Source organism: Ciceribacter sp. RN22 (assembly GCF_024054295.1).
GTDB lineage: Bacteria > Pseudomonadota > Alphaproteobacteria > Rhizobiales > Rhizobiaceae > Allorhizobium > Allorhizobium lividum.
Window position 1 is genome coordinate 2,402,216 of sequence record NZ_JAMXLD010000001.1, and the last position, 18,186, is coordinate 2,420,401.

General features: G+C 65.5%; 15 protein-coding genes. 7 read left to right on the top strand and 8 right to left on the bottom strand.

The genetic code is table 11. The features are described 5' to 3' along the window. Positions 1-74: 74 nt before the first annotated feature. Entirely contained in the window at positions 75-836 is a 762-nt protein-coding gene (locus tag NHF53_RS11710; RefSeq protein ID WP_252834316.1) for an N-acetylmuramoyl-L-alanine amidase, read from the bottom strand. After that, entirely contained in the window at positions 833-1,570 is a 738-nt protein-coding gene (locus NHF53_RS11715; protein WP_252834317.1) for a DnaJ family molecular chaperone, read from the bottom strand. The genes NHF53_RS11710 and NHF53_RS11715 overlap by 4 nt, the downstream gene beginning before the upstream one ends. A gap of 352 nt (positions 1,571-1,922) precedes the next feature. On the opposite strand from NHF53_RS11715, the gene NHF53_RS11720 reads away from it, so the two are divergent. From NHF53_RS11720 to NHF53_RS11730, 3 genes are all read left to right on the top strand, one after another. After that, the gene (locus tag NHF53_RS11720) at positions 1,923-3,137 is read left to right on the top strand and encodes a pyrophosphate--fructose-6-phosphate 1-phosphotransferase (protein ID WP_114361431.1); all 1,215 of its coding nucleotides are present in this window, start codon (positions 1,923-1,925) and stop codon (positions 3,135-3,137) included. 49 nt (positions 3,138-3,186) lie between these two features. Then, complete coding sequence (locus NHF53_RS11725) at positions 3,187-3,822, top strand: LysE family translocator (RefSeq protein WP_252834318.1); 636 nt, start codon at positions 3,187-3,189, stop codon at positions 3,820-3,822. Between the two features lie 111 nt (positions 3,823-3,933). Further along, a complete protein-coding gene (locus NHF53_RS11730; protein WP_252834319.1) occupies positions 3,934-4,863 on the top strand; it encodes a transglycosylase SLT domain-containing protein in 930 nt (309 codons plus the stop codon). 2 nt (positions 4,864-4,865) lie between these two features. Here the strand turns inward: NHF53_RS11730 and NHF53_RS11735 are convergent, their stop codons facing one another. Further along, positions 4,866-6,239, bottom strand: a complete 1,374-nt coding sequence (locus tag NHF53_RS11735) for a serine hydrolase (RefSeq protein ID WP_252834320.1) — start codon at positions 6,237-6,239, stop codon at positions 4,866-4,868. Positions 6,240-6,453: 214 nt separating this feature from the next. Here NHF53_RS11735 and NHF53_RS11740 point away from each other — a divergent pair, with 214 nt between their 5' ends. The 4 genes from NHF53_RS11740 to NHF53_RS11755 all read left to right on the top strand — a co-directional run bounded on the left by NHF53_RS11740 (position 6,454) and on the right by NHF53_RS11755 (position 10,615). After that, entirely contained in the window at positions 6,454-7,701 is a 1,248-nt protein-coding gene (locus tag NHF53_RS11740) for a DUF3419 family protein (protein ID WP_252834321.1), read from the top strand. Then, positions 7,701-8,366, top strand: a complete 666-nt coding sequence (locus tag NHF53_RS11745) for a class I SAM-dependent methyltransferase (protein ID WP_252834322.1) — start codon at positions 7,701-7,703, stop codon at positions 8,364-8,366. The genes NHF53_RS11740 and NHF53_RS11745 overlap by 1 nt, the downstream gene beginning before the upstream one ends. 126 nt (positions 8,367-8,492) lie before the next feature. Continuing rightward, entirely contained in the window at positions 8,493-9,272 is a 780-nt protein-coding gene (locus NHF53_RS11750; protein WP_252834323.1) for a glycoside hydrolase family 25 protein, read from the top strand. A 152-nt stretch (positions 9,273-9,424) separates the two neighbouring features. Beyond that, positions 9,425-10,615 carry a lytic murein transglycosylase gene (locus NHF53_RS11755; protein ID WP_252834324.1) on the top strand — a complete coding sequence of 397 codons (1,191 nt, stop codon included), beginning with the start codon at positions 9,425-9,427 and terminating at the stop codon, positions 10,613-10,615. 7 nt (positions 10,616-10,622) lie between these two features. Here the strand turns inward: NHF53_RS11755 and NHF53_RS11760 are convergent, their stop codons facing one another. From NHF53_RS11760 to NHF53_RS11780, 5 genes are all read right to left on the bottom strand, one after another. After that, entirely contained in the window at positions 10,623-12,065 is a 1,443-nt protein-coding gene (locus tag NHF53_RS11760; RefSeq protein WP_252834325.1) for a cation:proton antiporter, read from the bottom strand. Between the two features lie 451 nt (positions 12,066-12,516). Next, on the bottom strand, positions 12,517-13,425 hold the full coding sequence (gene metF / locus NHF53_RS11765) for a methylenetetrahydrofolate reductase [NAD(P)H] (protein WP_252834326.1): 909 nt from the start codon (positions 13,423-13,425) through the stop codon (positions 12,517-12,519). Position 13,426: 1 nt separating this feature from the next. Further along, complete coding sequence (locus NHF53_RS11770) at positions 13,427-14,437, bottom strand: metalloregulator ArsR/SmtB family transcription factor (RefSeq protein WP_252834327.1); 1,011 nt, start codon at positions 14,435-14,437, stop codon at positions 13,427-13,429. Between the two features lie 159 nt (positions 14,438-14,596). Beyond that, positions 14,597-16,246, bottom strand: coding sequence for an energy-dependent translational throttle protein EttA (ettA, locus tag NHF53_RS11775; RefSeq protein WP_114361420.1), 1,650 nt, complete (start codon positions 16,244-16,246; stop codon positions 14,597-14,599). A gap of 107 nt (positions 16,247-16,353) precedes the next feature. Then, entirely contained in the window at positions 16,354-18,138 is a 1,785-nt protein-coding gene (locus NHF53_RS11780) for a hypothetical protein (protein ID WP_252834328.1), read from the bottom strand. Positions 18,139-18,186: the final 48 nt, after the last annotated feature.

Here is an 18,186-nt window from a genome sequence, read left to right on the forward strand (position 1 = left end):
CTGTGACCTGCCGGGATTTAGGGGATTTCAGCGCCACGGCGGCAGCGGGCGGACGGTCTTCGTCCGAGGTCGTTTCAGGCGTATTTCGCAAGCGCGGAGAGCAGCCGGTGCAGCGTCTCTATGGTCGAACTGTCGGCGATGCCGTCGACCCGTTCAGGACGGAAATGACGCTGGAAGGCGGCGACGACGCCTTCCGTCGCCTCGGAATATTGTCCTGAAATTTCAATATCGTAGCCGTAGAGTGAGAGCATCGATTGCAAAGCCTCGACAGGCCGGCCGCAATCACCCTTTTGGAAAAATCTTCCACCACTGACCGGCGCGGGCGCCACCCAGTGGCCGACGCCTGCGGCGTAAAGCCTCTCCCATGGAAAATTTTCGCCCGGATCGACCTTGCGAACAGGGGCGACATCGGAGTGCGCGAGCACCCGTTCCGGGGCGATATTCCACCGTTTGCCGCAATCGTGACACAATTCGACGACTGCTTCGATCTGTTCGTCGGTGAAGGGCGGCAGTCCGGCCGGATGACCGGGATTGGCGATCTCGATGCCGATCGACATGGAATTGACGTCGCTTTCGCCCGCCCAGCAGCTCTTGCCCGCGTGCCAGGCACGGCGGCTCTCCGGCACCAGCTGCACGATCCGCCCGTCCTCGTGGACGAAATAGTGGCTCGAAACCTGGCTCTCCGGCCGACAGAGCCATTCGAGCGCCCCCTCCTCCGACGGCATGCCGGTATAGTGGAGGAGGATCATGTCCGGCAGCCGCCCACCGGCGCGCTCGCCATGGTTCGGAGAGGGCCGGACCCGCGCACCCTTGAAGTCGGGAATGAAGACGGTCATGCGGCGCGGCGTTCTTTCTCGATCGCCGCGTAGGCGGCGTTGAGCCTGGCCATCCGGTGATGGGCGACGGCGTGGAACTCGGTGGGCACGCCGCGGGCATGCAGCCGGTCCGGGTGATGTTCGGCAGCGAGCGCCCGGTAGCGCTTGCGGATCGTCGCGAAATCGTCCGAGGGCTGCACGCCGAGCACGGCATAGGGATTGCCGTCCGGGTTCACGTGGCGCTCGGTGATCACCTCGAACCGCTCCTCCGAGATCTCGAAGATGTCGGCGATGCGCGAGAGGAAGGCCATTTCCTTCTCGTGCACCAGCCCGTCGGCCTTCGCGATGTGGAAGAGTCCGTCGACGATGTCCTCGAGAACGGGACAACCCTTCTTGCCCGTGCCGCACATCTTCATGATCTTGCCGGCATAGGCCTCGTAGCCGGCGACGTCCTGGCGCGCGAGGTTGTAGAGGCGGGCGACGTTCTGCGCTTCCTTTGCGGGAAAATCGAAGATTTCGCGGAAAGCGTCGACCTCGCTCACCGTCACCACGCCGTCGGCCTTGGCCATCTTCGCGGAAAGGGCGATGATCGCCACCGAGAAGGAGACCCGCCGGCGGGTTTCGGGATCGCCTTCGAACACCGTGCGGACGGCCTCGACGATGCTCGACAGAACATTGCCTGCTGCGTCGCCGATCGCGCCGAGCAATTTGTCCCACAACGACGATATCTGTTCGCAGGCGAAATCGAAGAGCATGATCAAGCATCACCAGATAACCGGCGAAAAAGCAAGCCGAGCCCGTCTTCGACCAGGTTAAAGTTTGTTCACAATCCGGTGGTCCAACCGTGGCCACAGACAATGGTTCCCGCCGTCGCGGAAGGGCCGGATGCCGGCGATCCGCAGAGCGGCGTTCTTATCCACAGCCTTGCTCGCAGGCCGCTTCCGGATTGAAACGATTATATCCGCGCGGCCGCCGCATTTGTCGCCGCACGAGCCGGAAACGCCCGGATTTCCTGATTTTTTCCCTTTACAGCCCTGCCCGTCTGTCGCATCCATTCGCGCCGAACGCTTGTACTGAGAAGCGCACCGAAGCGCTGAAGGAGGAACGATGGCCAAACAGAAAGTTGCAATGCTGACCGCCGGCGGTCTCGCCCCCTGCCTGTCGTCCGCAGTCGGCGGACTGATCGAACGCTATACGGACATCGCCCCCGACATCGAACTCATCGCCTACCGCTCCGGCTATCAGGGCGTGCTGCTCGGCGACAAGATCGAGATTACCGCGGACATGCGCGAGAAAGCGCATCTCCTCCATCGCTACGGCGGCTCGCCAATCGGCAACAGCCGCGTCAAGCTGACGAACGCCGCCGACTGCCACAAGCGCGGACTGACCAAGGAAGGCGACAACCCGCTGCGCGTCGCCGCCGAACGGCTCGCCGCCGATGGCGTCACCATCCTCCACACGATCGGCGGTGACGACACCAACACGACGGCGGCCGATCTCGCCGCCTTCCTCGGCGCCAACGGCTACGACCTCACCGTGGTCGGCCTGCCGAAGACCGTCGACAATGATGTCGTGCCGATCCGTCAGTCGCTCGGCGCCTGGACGGCGGCGGAAGTCGGCGCCCGCTTCTTCGATCACGTCTCGAACGAGCAGAGTGCGGCACCCCGCACGCTGGTGATCCACGAGGTCATGGGCCGCCACTGCGGCTGGCTGACCGCCGCGACCGCGCGTGCCTACATCCAGCGGACGCGCAACAACGAGTATGTCGAAGGGCTGATGATGAACACCCAGCTCAAGAACATCGACGGCCTCTACCTGCCGGAAACCCATTTCGATCTCGAGGCCGAGGCCGCGCGCCTCAAGGACATCATGGACCGCACCGGCTTCGTCACACTCTTCGTCTCGGAAGGCGCCTGCCTCGACGAGATCGTCGCCGACCGCGAGGCCGCCGGCGAGGAGGTCAAGCGCGACGCCTTCGGCCACGTGAAGATCGACACCATCAACGTCGGCAACTGGTTCCAGAAGCATTTCGCCAAGCTCCTCGACGCCGAACGCTCGATGGTGCAGAAGTCCGGCTACTATGCCCGCTCGGCCCCGGCGAACTACGAGGACCTGCGGCTGATCCAGAGCATGGTCGACCTCGCCGTCGAAAGCGCGCTCAACAAGGTCTCCGGCGTCACCGGCCACGATGAGGACCAGGGCGGCAAGCTGCGCACCATCGAGTTCCCGCGCATCAAGGGCGGCAAGGCCTTCGACGTGAAGACGCCGTGGTTCGCTGAAGTGATGGATTTCATCGGCCAGAAATTCACCCCGGCCGATTGACGGCCCCGGAGAAAGGTGGCTTGCTTTCTTCAAGAGAGGAGTGAGGCAAATGTCACTGGAACACTGGCTGGCCTTCGCCGCCGCCTCGGCGGTGCTTCTGGCGATCCCCGGACCGACCATCCTGCTGGTCATCTCCTATGCGCTCGGCCACGGGCGCAGGACGGCGCTGGCCACGGTCACCGGCGTGGCGCTCGGCGACCTCGTCGCGATGACGGCCTCGGTCGCCGGGCTCGGCGCCTTGCTTGCCACCTCCGCGACCGCCTTCACGATCATGAAGTGGATCGGCGGCGCCTACCTCGTCTATCTCGGCATCCGCCTCTGGCGGGCACCGGTCGGTGACGAGCCGATCGCCGACAACGACAACCTGCCGGAAGAAAAGCCGCTGCGCATTCTCGGCCACGCCTTCGCGGTCACCGCGCTCAATCCGAAGAGCATCGTCTTCTTCGTCGCCTTCGTGCCGCAGTTCATGCTGCCGTCGGTCCCCTTCCTGCAGCAGGTCGTCGTGCTCGAGGCAACCTTCGTCACGCTCGCGATCGTCAATGCGCTCATCTACGCCTTCATCGCCGACTCGGCCCGCCGCTTCATCCGCAAGCGCTCCGTGCGCAAAGCCGTGAACCGCACCGGCGGCACGCTGCTCATCGCAGCCGGCGCCGTGACGGCGGGTTATCGCAAGATCGCCGCGTGAAACCGCAAATTGCGGCGGGCTTGCCGCAATTCCGCCCAGCGGCTATGAAAACCCATGTTAACTTTTCGTAAGCTGCTTCGCGGCAGTCGTCGTTTACATACGGATGGCCGGATGATTTCTCGATTGGACCGCAAGACCTCGCTCAGCCTCGCAACCGTGCTTGTCGCCGGGATTGCAGGCTGTACGAGCGGCATGGACCAGGCGGCCAGGCAGGAACTGAAGGCCAATCCCACGGCCGGCGCGCCGGTCGTGCAGACCGCTGCGGCGACGCCGGCGACCGCCGAATCGAACACCACCCTGATCTCGACCGCCGGTGCCGAACCAGGCCCGATCATCCCCGGAACCTCGACGCCTGCGCCGGTCCCGACCTTCAAGGCGATCGCGCTCGCAAACCCGGCGGCGACGCCTACAGCGCTGGCCATGGCCGCCGGCCAGGAACAGCTCGCGATGCAGACCGCCGCCATGCCGGCAACGCCCGACGCTGTGCCGGAACTGGCCAGCGCCGAATCCGTGTTGCCTGAGGAAGTGACGGCGATCCAGACCGTTGTTCCGACGCAAAAGCCGGCCGGCGTGCTCGCCTACGCGGCCCCCTCCGCATCCTCCTCGCTCGCAGCCCTCGACACACAGTTCGACATCTCCCCGCCCGGCGCGCCGCCGGCGGTCGAGAAGGAGAAGGTGCCGCAGGCAGCCAAGGGTCCGACCGTCATCAACGCCCTCATCAGCAAATACGCCGCGTTCTACAAGATCCCCGAGGAACTCCTCCACCGCGTCGTCCGCCGCGAAAGCACCTACAACCCGCAGGCCTACAACAACGGCCATTACGGGCTCATGCAGATCAAGTACAACACGGCGAAGTCGATGGGCTACGAAGGTCCGGCCTCGGGCCTGTTCGACGCCGAGACCAACATCAAGTACGCCGCCAAGTATCTGCGCGGCGCCTGGCTGGTGGCCGACAACAGCAATGACGGCGCAGTGCGCCTCTATGCGCGCGGCTATTACTACGACGCCAAGCGCAAGGGCATGCTCCACGTCCTCGAATAGGATCAGTCGAGCGCGTCCGCGAGTGCTTTGACAAGCAGCTGTGGACGATAGCCGAGCTTTGACGGCGTGAGCCCGAGCCTGACCACCACCAGTTTCTTCGAAGGAACGATCGCGATCGTCTGGCCGTCATGACCGACGACCCTGAAGGTGTCGTCGGAAAGGCCGTATCTGCTGTCGGGCTCGTCCCCTGGTCCCACGGCCCAGGCCTGGATTTCCGTATAGGTGCCGCCCGAGGCGCGCGTCGGCCGCTGCATCGCCGCGACGAAACCCGCCGGCAGCAGCCGCTCGTCCTTCCAGACACCGTCCTGCAGCAGGAACTGGCCGAAGCGCGCCCAGTCGCGGCCCGTCGCATACATGTAGGAGCTGCCGACAAACGTGCGGGCCTCATCTGCCTCGAGGACGGCGTTCGCCATGCCGAGCGGCAGGAAGAGAGCTTTCCGCGGATAGCCGAGCGCCTCGTCGCGATCGCCGATCCGGTTCATCCATATCTTCGAGAGCAGCACGCTTCCCCCGGATGAATAGCTGAAGACCTTGCCCGGCTCGGCGGCAAGCGGCCGCGCGGCGGCGAAGGCCGCCATGTCCGGCTCCAGGTAAAGCATGCGCGTGACGTCGGTCACGTCACCGTATTCCTCGTTGAAGGCAAGGCCGCTCTCCATCGCGAAGAGGTCGCGGATGCGGATCGCGGCGCGACCGTCACCCTTCCATTCGGGCAGCAGGTCACGGTCGTCGAGCGCGATGCGTCCTTCGGTCATCAGCCGGCCGATGATCGCCGCATTGACGGTCTTGGTCATCGACCAGCCGAGGAGCGGCGTTGTCGCCGAGAACCCGGCGCCATAGGCCTCGCCGACCAGCCGGCCGTTCTTGATCACGACCACGGCCCGCATGCCGGGACCGGCAAGGGTGGCATCGGCGAGCACGGCCCCGAGCTTCGGATCGGTCGGCGTCGCCGCCGCGCCGTCGGGCCACGGCACGTCGGTGGGGGCTGCCGCAACCTGTTCGAGCACCGGCGCAGGAATGGGTCCGGCCATCGCGCCACCGCCGTCCGGGGCGCTCGCGCAGCCGAGGCCCTCCCGGTAGACGGCACTGTTCGGCGCGATGAAGCCGAGAAGGCGGGCCGTCACCCGCTTGTTCTCGCGGTCGGTGCCGAGGCCGATGAGCTTCAGGAGCGGATGGCCCGGCGCCTGCACGTCGACCCTCAGCACCTGGTCGGGATCACGGCCGGCGATGAAGACGTTGGAGCAGACGATCTTGGCCGCATAGCCGGTGCCGACCCGCAACAGCGCCGGCGGCGCCACGGCGAGCCAGACGACGACGGCCGCGACGGCCGTTGCGAGCAACAGGAAGAAACCCTTCGTGATTCGCCTGATCAGTCTCATGCTCGCCTGCTCCTCTTCCGGGCGTTCGCCGCCTCGTCTGGCCGCACCATAGCGCCGCCGGTTCGCCCCCTGCAAAGCCTTTGAAGCCAGGCTGGAAAAGCTGGCTGCTTTCTCCCCGACCAAAACCGACCCGGTCGCCTGTGAACAGGGCGCTTCATCAAACTGTTGCATCGCCGCGCTACATGCCGGAGACCTTCAACGGATGGCCTTCCCGATGACAGACCTCGCCCCGGAGACCGAACTTCCCCGCAGCAGCAAACTCAAGGCCGCGCTCCTCCAGCACAGGGCGCTCAGTAGGGATGGCCTCTCCGAACGGCTGTTCGGCATGCTCTTCTCCGGCCTCGTCTACCCGCAGATCTGGGAGGACCCGGAGGTCGACATGGCCGCGATGGAACTCGGCGAAGGCCACCGCCTCGTCACCATCGGGTCGGGCGGCTGCAACATGCTCGCCTATCTCTCGCGCTCGCCCGGGCGCATCGACGTCGTCGATTTGAACCCGCACCACGTGGCGCTCAACCGCCTGAAGCTCGCCGCCTTCCGGCACCTGCCAGACCATGCGGCCGTCGTGCGGATGTTCGGTATGGCGGGAATGCGCACCAACAGCTGCAACTTCGACCGTTTCATCGCGCCCAATCTCGATGCCGAAAGCCGTCGCTACTGGAGCGGACGCCGGCTCGACGGGCGCCGGCGGATCACCGCCTTCAACGGCAATTTCTGCCGCACCGGCCTGCTCGGACGCTTCATCGCCGCCGGCCATCTGCTGGCGTTGCTGCATGGTGTGCGCCTCGACGGCATCACCCGCGCGAAGACGCTTTCCGAGCAGCGGCACTATTTCGACACCCGCATCGCGCCCCTCTTCGACAAGCCGCTGGTGCGCTGGATCACGCGGCGCAAGAGCTCGCTCTTCGGCCTCGGCATCCCGCCGCAGCAATATGACGAACTCGCAAGCCTTTCAGACGGCAACAGCATCGCACCGGTCCTGAAGAGCCGTCTTGAAAAGCTCGCCTGCGACTTCCCCGTCGCCGAGAACTGGTTCGCCTGGCAGGCCTTCGCCCGCCGCTATCCACGACCGCAGGAGGGTCGGCTCCCGACCTATCTCCGCAAGGAGAACTATGAGGCGATCCGCGCCAATGCCGGTCGCGTCGCCGTCCATCATGCGAGCTTCACCGAACTGCTCGCCGGCAAGCCGGCGGCGAGCGTCGACCGCTTCGTCCTCCTCGACGCCCAGGACTGGATGAGCGACCGCCAGCTCAATGCGCTATGGAGCGAGATCAGCCGCACCGCCGCTCCCGGCGCCCGCGTGATCTTCCGCACCGCCGCCGAACGCAGCGTGCTGGACGGGCGCCTCTCGTCCGCCCTCCTCGACCAGTGGCATTATCTTGCCGAACGCTCGCGCGAACTCGGGGTCGAGGACCGCTCGGCGATCTACGGCGGCTTCCACATCTACGAGAGAAAAGGCTGATGGCGGAGATCTTGTTCGGGCAGGACGACCGGAACGGCCATGCCGAGCGCATGGACCGCATGTACCGCTACCAGCGCCACGTCTACGACCTGACGCGAAAATACTATCTCCTCGGCCGCGACCGGCTGATCGCCGAACTCGCCGTGCCTGAGAACGGCTCGCTGCTGGAAGTGGGCTGCGGTACCGGCCGCAATCTCCTGCTCGCCGCCCGCCGCTACCCCGGCGCCAGGCTCTACGGCCTCGACATCTCCGCCGAAATGCTCGCCCAGGCGGAGCGCAATTTCCGCGGCCGGCCCCTCCCCGTACTCCGGCTCGCGGATGCGACAGGCTTTTCCGCAGAAGAATTCGGGATCGCCGGTTTTGACCGGATCATGATCTCGTATGCCCTTTCTATGATCCCCGACTGGGAGAGCGCAATCGACGCAGCAATCGCGGCGCTGGCGCCAGGCGGTTCGCTGCACATCGTCGATTTCGGCCAGCAGGAGCGCCTGCCGGCCTGGTTCCGGCGCCTGCTTTCGGCCTGGCTTTCCCGCTTCCACGTCACCCCGCGCGCAACCCTGCGGGAGGCCCTGGAAACGCGGGCGACCGCCGCCGGCGCGGACCTTCGCTTCGAAACCGTGGGTCGCGGCTATGCCTGGATCGCGGTCGTGCGGATGCCCGGCTGATATCGGCAGTTGCAAATAACCGCTTTTTAACGATGATAGTGCCACAATTGGGCTTGCACCTGTTGTGTCCTGCGTTCGTGTGCGCCGCCTCAGGAGTACGGTTCAAATTTCATCTACGGGCCTTCGATGCGGTTGCTTGTCCTGGCGTTCCTGCCCCTTTTCCTGCTTCTCGGCGGTTGCACCTCCGCGAGCTACGACCTGATGGAAACATCGTCGATCAAGCCGCGCTTCCAGGATACCGACCCGCAGGATTTCGGCGACAACACGCCCTACCGTCACAAGGTCCACGGCATCGACGTCTCGAAGTGGAACGGCGACGTCGACTGGGCCTCGGTGCGCAGGTCCGGCGTGTCCTTCGTCTTCATCAAGGCGACCGAGGGCAAGGACAGGATCGATCAGCGCTTCGATGAATACTGGCGCGCGGCGGCAGCAGCCGGCCTGGCGCACGCGCCCTACCATTTCTACTATTTCTGCTCCACCGCCGACGAACAGGCCGACTGGTTCATCCGCAACGTACCGAAGGCCTCGATGCACCTGCCGCCGGTGCTCGACGTCGAGTGGAACCCGACCTCGAAGACCTGCAAGCTGCGGCCGGACGCCGCGACCGTGCGTGCCGAGATGAAGCGGTTCATGGACCGGATCGAGGCTTATTACGGCAAGCGGCCGATCATCTACACCTCGGTCGATTTCCACCGCGACAACCTCGCCGGCCATTTCCAGGACTATCATTTCTGGGTGCGCTCGGTGGCCAAGCACCCGCAGGACATTTATGCCGACCGCCGCTGGGCCTTCTGGCAGTACACCTCGACCGGCGTCGTGCCGGGCATTCGCGGCCAGACCGACATCAATGTCTTCGCCGGCACCGAACAGAACTGGAAGAACTGGGTCGCTTCCGTCTCGAAGTGACGGATGTCGCGAGGGAACGCGGGCAAAAGGGCCGGAAACTCCCCCTCGCCGCGTCCTCCGCCATCGCGCCAGAGCCTATGACCCGCTTCTTCCTCGCTTTGGCCAAAATCTCTTCCGATACCACGTCCACCGAAACCCATGAGGAAGTCCGTATGTCCGCCCGTACCCGCCTGACCACCTTCGTCACCCTCGCAAGCCTGCTCGCCTCGACCGCCGTTGCCGGCGCGGCCGAGTGCGGCGGCGATCTCGCCGCCTTCCTGGAAGGCGTGAAGGCCGAGGCCGTGTCGAACGGCGCGTCCCCCGACGCCGCCGACCGGGCGCTCGCGGGTGCCGCGATCGACCAGAAGGTGCTCTCGCGCGACCGCGCCCAGGGTGTCTTCAAGCAGACCTTCCTCGAATTCTCGAAGCGCACAGTCAGCCAGGCTCGCCTCGACATCGGCCGCCAGAAGATGCGGGAATTTGCCGACGTCTTCGCCAGGGCCGAGCGGGACTACGGCGTGCCGCCCGGCGTGATCACCGCCTTCTGGGCGATGGAGACCGATTTCGGCGCGGTCCAGGGCGATTTCAACACCCGCAACGCGCTGGTGACGCTCTCCCACGACTGCCGCCGCCCCGAGCTCTTCCGGCCGCAGCTCTTGAACCTCATCACCATGGTTGAGCACGGCGATCTCGATCCCTCGACCAACACCGGCGCCTGGGCCGGCGAGATCGGCCAGGTGCAGATGCTGCCGAAGGACATCGTCGCCTACGGCATCGACGGCGACGGCGACGGCCACGTCAACGTCAAGAAGAGTTCGCCCGACGCGATCCTGACCGCCGCCCGCTTCATCCAGAGCCTCGGCTGGCGCGCCGGAGAGCCGTGGATCCAGGAAGTCACCCTTCCGGAAAACCTCCCCTGGGAGAAGAGCGGCCTCGAAGGCGGCACGACCGCCGGCGACTGGTTCGCGCTCGGCGTCAAGCCGCGTGACGGCAACACCGCGTCCGCCGCCCTGCCCGTCGGCCTTGTCCTGCCGCAGGGACGGAAAGGGCCGGCGTTCCTCACCTATCCGAACTTCAGCGTCTATCTCGAGTGGAACAAGTCCTTCATCTACACGACGTCGGCCGCCTATTTCGCCACCCGGCTGATGGGGGCCGAGCCCTACCAGAAGGGCAATCCGGAACCGGGCCTCAGCGACACCGAGATGAAGGCGCTGCAGACGCGCCTTCAGTCCCTCGGCCATGATGTAGGCGAGATCGACGGCATCCTCGGTTCCGGCACCCGCATCGCCGTGCAGAAGGAACAGCAACGCCTCGGCATTCCCGCCGACGGTTGGGCGACGCCCGCGCTGCTCAACGCCCTCTGAGAAGCCTTCAGTCGTCGTCGCCGCGACGCGCGCGGCGACGCTGTTCGTAGGCGACGCGGACAGCCCGGAGACGGACCCGCAACCAGTCGATGCCGCGGGCCAGCACGTCGCGCCCGCGGCTCACCTCGTTGAGTTCGTGCGCATAGGCGACAGCGAGTGCCTGCCTATAGTTCTCGAGCCCCTCGGAGGCCATGTTCTCCAGCCGGTGCATCACGTTGACCCAGAGCGGCGAGACGAGAAGCGAGACGGCCGAGACGGCGATCGACAGCCGGAAGAGGTCATAGCCGAGCGCACCCGCCGCATAGCCCGCCGAGGACAGCACGAACGAGAATTCGCCGATCTGCGCCATCGAGAGGCCGGCAACCAGCGCCGTTTGCGGGCTCGACCCGGTCTTGCGCAGCAGGAAGATGTTGAGCACCGATTTCGCCGCGATCACGAAGAGCGACACGAACAGCACCTGCCAGAAGCGTTCGGCGATGAAATTAAGGTCGATCAACAGGCCGATCGACAGGAAGAAGACGACGAGCAGCAGGCTCTGGATCGGCTCGATCACCGGGATCACCCGGCTGCGCAGCGTCGAATTGCCGACGATGATGCCGGCGAGGAAGGCGCCATAGGCGGGTGAGAGCCCGGCGACGCCGGAGATCGCCGCGGCGGTGAAGCAGACGGCGAGCGCGCCGAGTGCCAGCATCTCCACCTTGTCTTCGATCGCGTCGGCGAACGGCACCTTCAGCTTCATGTGCCGCCCGAACCACCACAGGAGACCGCCGAGCAGCGCCAGCGCGACCACCATGCGGATCGCGATCAGCCGGTAGTCGACGACCTCCCCGCCGAGGCTGGAGACGAAGATCAGCATCGGGACCACGGCGATGTCCTGCGCAATCAGCACGCCGACGGCGATCCGCCCGGCGTCGCCGCGCAGCACGCCCATCTCCTCCAGCATCTTCATGGCGACGACCGTCGAGGAGAGCGCGATGATGAAGCCGAGGATGATCGTCTCGGAACTGGAGGCGCCGGAGATTGTGGCGATGCCGAGCGCGAGCACCATGGCCGCGAGCAGCTGCCCGGCCATCACCAGAAGCGCCTGCCGGAGCGAGAGCACGAAGGCCTTCACCGAAAGCTCCATGCCGATGAAGAAGAGCAGCACCACGACGCCCATTTCGGCGAGCACCGCGACGTTCTCGGAACTCGAGATCAGGCCGGCGCCGGTCGGGCCGAGCGCCACGCCCGCGGCGATGAAGCCCACGAGCGGCGGCTGGCGCAGCCACAGGAACAGAAGGCCGAGCAGGGCCGCGACGGCGACCACGGTCGCAATGCCGACGAGTGCGGTGGCGTGGCCGGCGTTTTCGGCAACGGCAGTATCCAGCTGAAATCCTCCTGCGGCGATTCTCGTTCCGCGCCATGATGCACGCGACGTCGCCGGAGGCAAACACGGGCCCGCCGGCTGCATCACGGCATCGTCCCGCGGGCGTGTCATTCGGAGACGGACGGCAGCCGAAGGAGCCCCGTGCGGGCAACTCCGTTAAACAAATCCACTGAAAAGCTGCAGAGCACCGAGGCCTTGATTTTCAGGGAGATGCGACAATATGACGGACGTGGAGCGGCTGCGATCACTGCATCGCAGCACACAATTCGCTTCCCAACCGACACAAAAAGGACATATTATCCCCCGGTCAACGCAAGGAGGCACACATGGGACTGACCAATTCCTTGAATGTCCTGATCGTCGGTGCAGCGTTTGTTTTCATAGCCACCATGCTGTTCATCTGAGCCAACAGATGACCAGCCGCCGGAACAGGGCATAGCAGCGTCCTAGCTGGCTAGAATATGCAAGAATTCTTAAGAAGGCGTATACCGACACCGTTCGGTATGCGCCTTTTCAGTTCAGGCGGCGCCCGAGCTCACACCGCAGCGCCGGATCGCGCCTCGCCCTCGCGCCCCAGGCCCAGCCGTTTCAGCACGGCGGAAACGAGCGGCGCCCTGTTCATCGTATAGAGATGGAAATCCGTGATGCCACGGCGGACAAGATCCTCGATCTGCTCGGCGGCGACGTCGGCTGCGACCTCCGCACGCGCCTGCGGCTGGTCGTCGAGGCCGGCGAAGCGCTCGTCGAGGAAAGCGGGGATGCTCGCGCCGCAGAGCGAGGCGAAGCGCTTCAGCTGCGTGAGGTTCTGGATGAGCATGATGCCCGGCACGACCGGGATCGTGACACCCGCGGTGCGCACCCGTTCGAGATAGCGCTCGAAGACGTCGTTGTCGAAGAAGAACTGAGTGAGCGCCCGCGCCGCGCCGTTGTCGGCCTTGCGCTTCAGCATGTCGATATCGGCGGGAACGTCGGGGCTTTCCGGGTGTTTTTCCGGATAGGCCGAGACGGAGATGTCGAAATCGCCGATCTCCTTCAGCCCTGCAACGAGTTCGGCGGCATTGGCGAAACCGCCCGGATGCGGGGCGTAAGCCGCGCCGACCCCGCCCTGCGGGTCGCCCCTGAGCGCCACGAAACGGCGCACGCCGGCGGCGATGAATTCCTCCGCCACGTGGCGGACCTCCTCGCGCGTGGCGTCGACGCAGGTGATGTGGGCAGCCGTCGGCAGGGTCGTTTCGGCGATCAGCCGCCGCACCGTCGTCATGGTCGGCGCCTTGGTGCTGCCGCCGGCGCCGTAGGTCACGGAAACGAAGTCGGGATTCCAGCCGGCGAGCTCCTCGATCGCCGTCCAGAGCTGCCCTTCCATTTCCTCCGACTTCGGCGGAAAGAACTCGAACGAGATGCCGAGCCGCCTCTTGCCTTGCGGATGTCGATCGTCCCGCGTCATGTCATTCCTCCCGATTTTCGATGCTGTCTGCCGCGATGCCTTCGCCGCCCTGCCGGCGTGCCACCCAGATGGTGACCGTCAGCGCTTGCGTCGCCGGGCTTGCCGGCGGCAGGTCGACCACCTTCTCGACGGCGAGCCCGTATTTGGCGAGCCAGTCGGCCATCACCGGATGCGAGAAGCCGAGCCGGACATGGGCGTGCTCGTCTCTGAGGTGTTCGAGGCCGTGCGGCGCAAGGTCGATGATCACCAGCCGCCCGCCGGTCTTCAGCATCCGCGCCGCCTCGCCGATCGCCAGTTCCGGCTGCACGAGGAAGTGCAACACCTGGTGGATCGTGACGACGTCGTATTCGCTGCCGTCGAGCGGCAGGTTGAGGATGTCGCCGTGACGCACCGTCGCCTTGAGGATACCCGCCTTGTCGAGATTGGCGCGCGCCACTGCGAGCATGTCGCGGCTGGCGTCGATGCCGACGGCGCGGCGGTAAAGGTCGGAAAGAAGCTGCAGGATGCGGCCCGTGCCCGTGCCGAGGTCGAGGAGCGCATCCACCTGCTCCGGCCCGAGGACCTCGAGAAGGGCCGCCTCGACCTGCCGGTCGTCCACATGCAGCCGGCGGAGCTCGTCCCATTCGGACGCGTTGCGGCTGAAATAGGCCTGCGCCTTGTCGGCGCGGGTTCGCTTGACCGCGGAAAGCCGCTCGCCGTCGCGCAGCAGGACGGGGTCGTCCACCCGTGCCGCCGAAAGAATGATGCCCGCGAGTGCGGCGGCATCGCCGTCCTGCTTCAGGCGGAAATAGGCCCAGGCCCCTTCCTGGTAGCGGTCGATCAGTCCGGCCTCGCCGAGAAGCTTCAGGTGCCGGGAGATGCGCGGCTGCGACTGGCCGAGGATTTCGGTCAGGTCCGTGACCGTCAGGTCGCCGGCGGCAAGCAGGGCGAGAAGCCGAAGCCGCGTCGGCTCCCCCGCCGCCTTCAGCAGTTCGACAAGCGCATCCACGCCAAATTCCATCGGCTTCGCCATTTCAATCCCCGATCAAGATATAAAGATATGTTTATGTCTATCGCAGCACTTATGCAAGCGCAAATTCGGCGCCCCACCGCCATGCGGGATCGCATCGCCCCCAGAAATGGAAAAGCCCCGGAAAAACCGGGGCCTGTCGTCTTTTCACCAACGCCTTTCTTAGCGCGTCAGCCGCTTGTAGGTCACCCGCTTGGGGTTCACCGAATCCGGGCCGAGGCGGCGGATCTTGTCCTTCTCGTAGTCCTCGAAGTTGCCTTCGAACCATTCGACGTGGCTGTCGCCCTCGAAGGCGAGGATGTGGGTCGCGAGCCGGTCGAGGAACATGCGGTCGTGCGAGATGATGACCGCGCAGCCGGCGAAGTTTTCGAGCGCGTCTTCGAGCGCACCCAGCGTTTCCGTGTCGAGGTCGTTGGTCGGTTCGTCGAGCAGCAGGACATTGCCGCCGGCCTTCAGCATCTTGGCGAGATGCACGCGGTTGCGCTGGCCGCCCGACAGGTTGCCGACCTTCTGCTGCTGGTCGCCACCCTTGAAGTTGAAGGCGCCGCAATAGGCACGGGAATTCATTTCGAACTTTCCGAGCTTGATGATGTCGTTACCGCCGGAAATCTCTTCCCAGACATTCTTGGATCCATCGAGCGAATCGCGGCTCTGGTCGACATAACCGAGATGGACGGTATCGCCGATGCGGATCTCGCCGCTGTCGGGCTTTTCCTGGCCGGTGATCATCCTGAAAAGCGTCGTCTTGCCGGCGCCGTTCGGGCCGATCACGCCGACGATGCCGCCGGGCGGCAGCTTGAAGGAGAGATTTTCGAAGAGCACGCGTCCGTCATAGGCCTTGGTGATGTTCTCCGCCTCGATGACGACATTGCCGAGCCGCTCGCCGACCGGAATGATGATCTGCGCTTCGCCGGGACGCCGGTTCTCGGCCGCCGCCACCAGCTCGTCATAGGCACGGATACGAGCCTTCGACTTCGCCTGGCGAGCCTTCGGACTCGAGGCGATCCACTCCTGCTCACGCGACAGAGCCTTCTGGCGGCTGCCTTCCTCGCGCTCTTCCTGCGCCAGGCGCTTCGCCTTCGCGGTCAGATAAGCGGAATAGTTGCCCTCGTAGGGAATGCCGCGGCCGCGGTCGAGTTCGAGAATCCAGCCGGTGACGTTGTCGAGGAAGTAGCGGTCGTGGGTGACCATCAGGATGGCACCCGGATATTCGCGCAGGTGCTTTTCGAGCCAGGCAATCGTCTCGGCGTCGAGGTGGTTGGTCGGTTCGTCGAGCAGCAGCAGGTCGGGCTGGCGCAGCAGGAGCTGGCAGAGCGCGACGCGGCGCTTCTCACCGCCGGAGAGATTGTCGATCGTCGCGTCGCCGGGCGGGCAGCGCAGCGCTTCCATCGCCATTTCCACCTGGCTTTCGAGATCCCAGAGGTTCTGGCTGTCGATGATGTCCTGGAGCTTGGCGCCCTCTTCCGCCGTCTCGTCGGAATAGTTCATCATCAGTTCGTTGTAGCGGTCGAGGATCGCCTTCTTGTCGGCCACGCCTTCCATGACATTGCCGAACACGTTGAGGCCCTCGTCGAGCTGCGGCTCCTGCGCGAGATAGCCAAGGGTGGCGCCCTCCGCGAGCCATGCTTCGCCGGTCCACTCCTTGTCGAGACCAGCCATGATCTTCAGCACGGTCGACTTGCCGGCGCCGTTCGGGCCGAGAATGCCGATCTTGGCGTCCGGATAGAAGGAGAGGTGAATGTTCTCGAGGATCTTCTTGTTGCCGTAGGACTTGTTCAGTCCGGCCATGTGATAAATGAACTGCCGTGCCATGGAAAATGTGCTCCCCGGGGGAAAAGAACTGGATGTGCCGCTATGTAGGCGAAAGGGCCTTGCGGGGCAACTGCCAATCCCCTCGCCCGCCTGCCGGCCGGTTGGCGTCAACGGAGCGCCTGGTGGTCGATCCGGAAAAGCTGGAAGCCGTCTTTCAGTGAATCGACGATCCTGACGAACCCCGGCCACTCCCCGCCGCGCGCCAGCGTGGCGTAGAGCGTGTCGTTCGGGACATAGCCGACGATCGGATAGCGGCAGACGGCGACATAGTCGAAGGGAGCGGCAGCTTCCCGGCGGACGGCGCCCTCCGTCGAGACGAAGAGGTCGAACATGCGCTTGAGCCCCGGCGCCGCGCGGTGGAACGAGATCGCGCCGACGCTCATGCCCTCCGGCAGCCTGCCGGCGATGTCGAGACCGAGCGAAGACGGCGCCATGATCCGCCCCGGCGGCACGGATGCGAGCGCGCTCACATCCACGCCGGTGCAGGTGTCGAAGGTCAGATAGTCGACGACGTCGGGGCGGAATGGCTCGACCGGCACCAGCCGGTACAGGCCGTAGCCGCCGACCAGCACCACGAGCGTCGCCGCGGCCGTCGCTCGGGCGACGGCGACATTCCGCCGCCCGATCTCCGCCCATACGACCGGCAGGAAGAGCATCACGCAGGCGCCCGGAAAGCGGATGAACCGCGTCTGCAACAGCGTCATCAGCAACAGGGCGACAGCCACGGAATAGACGATGGCGACGGCTGCCTGCCCCTGTCGGGACCGCCGCCAGACGAACGGCAGGGCGGCTGCGGCGACGATCGCGATCAGGCCGAGGCAGACGACCTTGATCGTCTCGCCCGCCGCATAGAAGTCGAGGAACGTCTTTTCCTGCTGGACCCGGTCGAGCCACAGCGCGTGGAGCTGGGCGTCTATCATCTGATACGGGCCGTGCAGGCAGGCCGGAAAGCCGAAGGCGAGCAGAAGGGCGAGTGCGACGCCCGGCACGACGACGGCGGCGAGGCGGGCGACGGGACGAGCCTCGCGGACGAAATGGGCGGCCGCGAAGCTGATCGCGCCATAGCCGGTGAGCGCGGCGAGATAGGGCGCGGAGAAGGCGTCGCACCGCGTGGCGAGCATCTCGCCGGGCCCGATCAGCAGCAGGGCCGCAGCCGGCGTCAGAACTGCGACCGATGCCGAAAGCGCGCGTTGCACCGGTCCGCTGCCTGCAAGGCCGAAGACCCAGGCCGCACCGACGCCGAGCATCACGATCAGAACCACGGGTGCCAATTCGAGCCCGACGGCGACGGAGAGGACGCAGGCGAGCCCCGCCAGCATACCGCCCGCCGCCGACCACAGCGAGACGCCGTAAAGTGCCAGCATCAGCAGCAGGAGCTGGACGTTGTGGTGATCGATCCGGCCGGGACTGAATTCCCAGAGCGAGAGCGGCATCATCACGAACGCGGCAATGACGTGCACCGGGCGCACGCGGCCGTCCTCCCCGGCGATGCGCTGCATCATGGCGACCGCGAGCCAGCAGAAGCCGGCCAGCATTACCGGCTGCCAGACGTGGAAGGCGAAGGCCAGCGCCCTTTCGCGACCGAGAAAGGGCTGCGTCAGCAGCGTCAGAACGACATAGGGCAGATCGACGAGACGCGACCACGGAGAGACATAGGCTTCCGGCATCCGGATCGCCGGGATCGTCAGGTCGTACCAGCCGCCTCTGTCGAGAAGCGTCCGGATTTGCAGCGACCTCAGCAGATCGTCGATGTCGCGGTAGTAAAAGCGGCTATCCATGATATCGAAGGCCGTCAGCAGCGCCGCGACGGCAAAGGCGATCAAGACGAGCGTCATCCGGCCGGATGTTTCCGCCCCGCGGCTCACCCCCGATGATTTCGTCGCGTCGACCATTCCCCACCTCGCCGGCAAAGGCCGGGCTCTCGTTGACACCGAAGGACC

What these genes read in the sequence shown, in the direction of transcription:
- NHF53_RS11710 (WP_252834316.1), bottom strand. Translation starts at nt 836, where the DNA reads ATGACCGTCTTCATTCCCGACTTCAAGGGTGCGCGGGTCCGGCCCTCT.
- NHF53_RS11715 (WP_252834317.1), bottom strand. Translation starts at nt 1,570, where the DNA reads ATGCTCTTCGATTTCGCCTGCGAACAGATATCGTCGTTGTGGGACAAA.
- NHF53_RS11720 (WP_114361431.1), top strand. Translation starts at nt 1,923, where the DNA reads ATGGCCAAACAGAAAGTTGCAATGCTGACCGCCGGCGGTCTCGCCCCC.
- NHF53_RS11725 (WP_252834318.1), top strand. Translation starts at nt 3,187, where the DNA reads ATGTCACTGGAACACTGGCTGGCCTTCGCCGCCGCCTCGGCGGTGCTT.
- NHF53_RS11730 (WP_252834319.1), top strand. Translation starts at nt 3,934, where the DNA reads ATGATTTCTCGATTGGACCGCAAGACCTCGCTCAGCCTCGCAACCGTG.
- NHF53_RS11735 (WP_252834320.1), bottom strand. Translation starts at nt 6,239, where the DNA reads ATGAGACTGATCAGGCGAATCACGAAGGGTTTCTTCCTGTTGCTCGCA.
- NHF53_RS11740 (WP_252834321.1), top strand. Translation starts at nt 6,454, where the DNA reads ATGACAGACCTCGCCCCGGAGACCGAACTTCCCCGCAGCAGCAAACTC.
- NHF53_RS11745 (WP_252834322.1), top strand. Translation starts at nt 7,701, where the DNA reads ATGGCGGAGATCTTGTTCGGGCAGGACGACCGGAACGGCCATGCCGAG.
- NHF53_RS11750 (WP_252834323.1), top strand. Translation starts at nt 8,493, where the DNA reads ATGCGGTTGCTTGTCCTGGCGTTCCTGCCCCTTTTCCTGCTTCTCGGC.
- NHF53_RS11755 (WP_252834324.1), top strand. Translation starts at nt 9,425, where the DNA reads ATGTCCGCCCGTACCCGCCTGACCACCTTCGTCACCCTCGCAAGCCTG.
- NHF53_RS11760 (WP_252834325.1), bottom strand. Translation starts at nt 12,065, where the DNA reads ATGCAGCCGGCGGGCCCGTGTTTGCCTCCGGCGACGTCGCGTGCATCA.
- metF (WP_252834326.1), bottom strand. Translation starts at nt 13,425, where the DNA reads ATGACGCGGGACGATCGACATCCGCAAGGCAAGAGGCGGCTCGGCATC.
- NHF53_RS11770 (WP_252834327.1), bottom strand. Translation starts at nt 14,437, where the DNA reads ATGGCGAAGCCGATGGAATTTGGCGTGGATGCGCTTGTCGAACTGCTG.
- ettA (WP_114361420.1), bottom strand. Translation starts at nt 16,246, where the DNA reads ATGGCACGGCAGTTCATTTATCACATGGCCGGACTGAACAAGTCCTAC.
- NHF53_RS11780 (WP_252834328.1), bottom strand. Translation starts at nt 18,138, where the DNA reads ATGGTCGACGCGACGAAATCATCGGGGGTGAGCCGCGGGGCGGAAACA.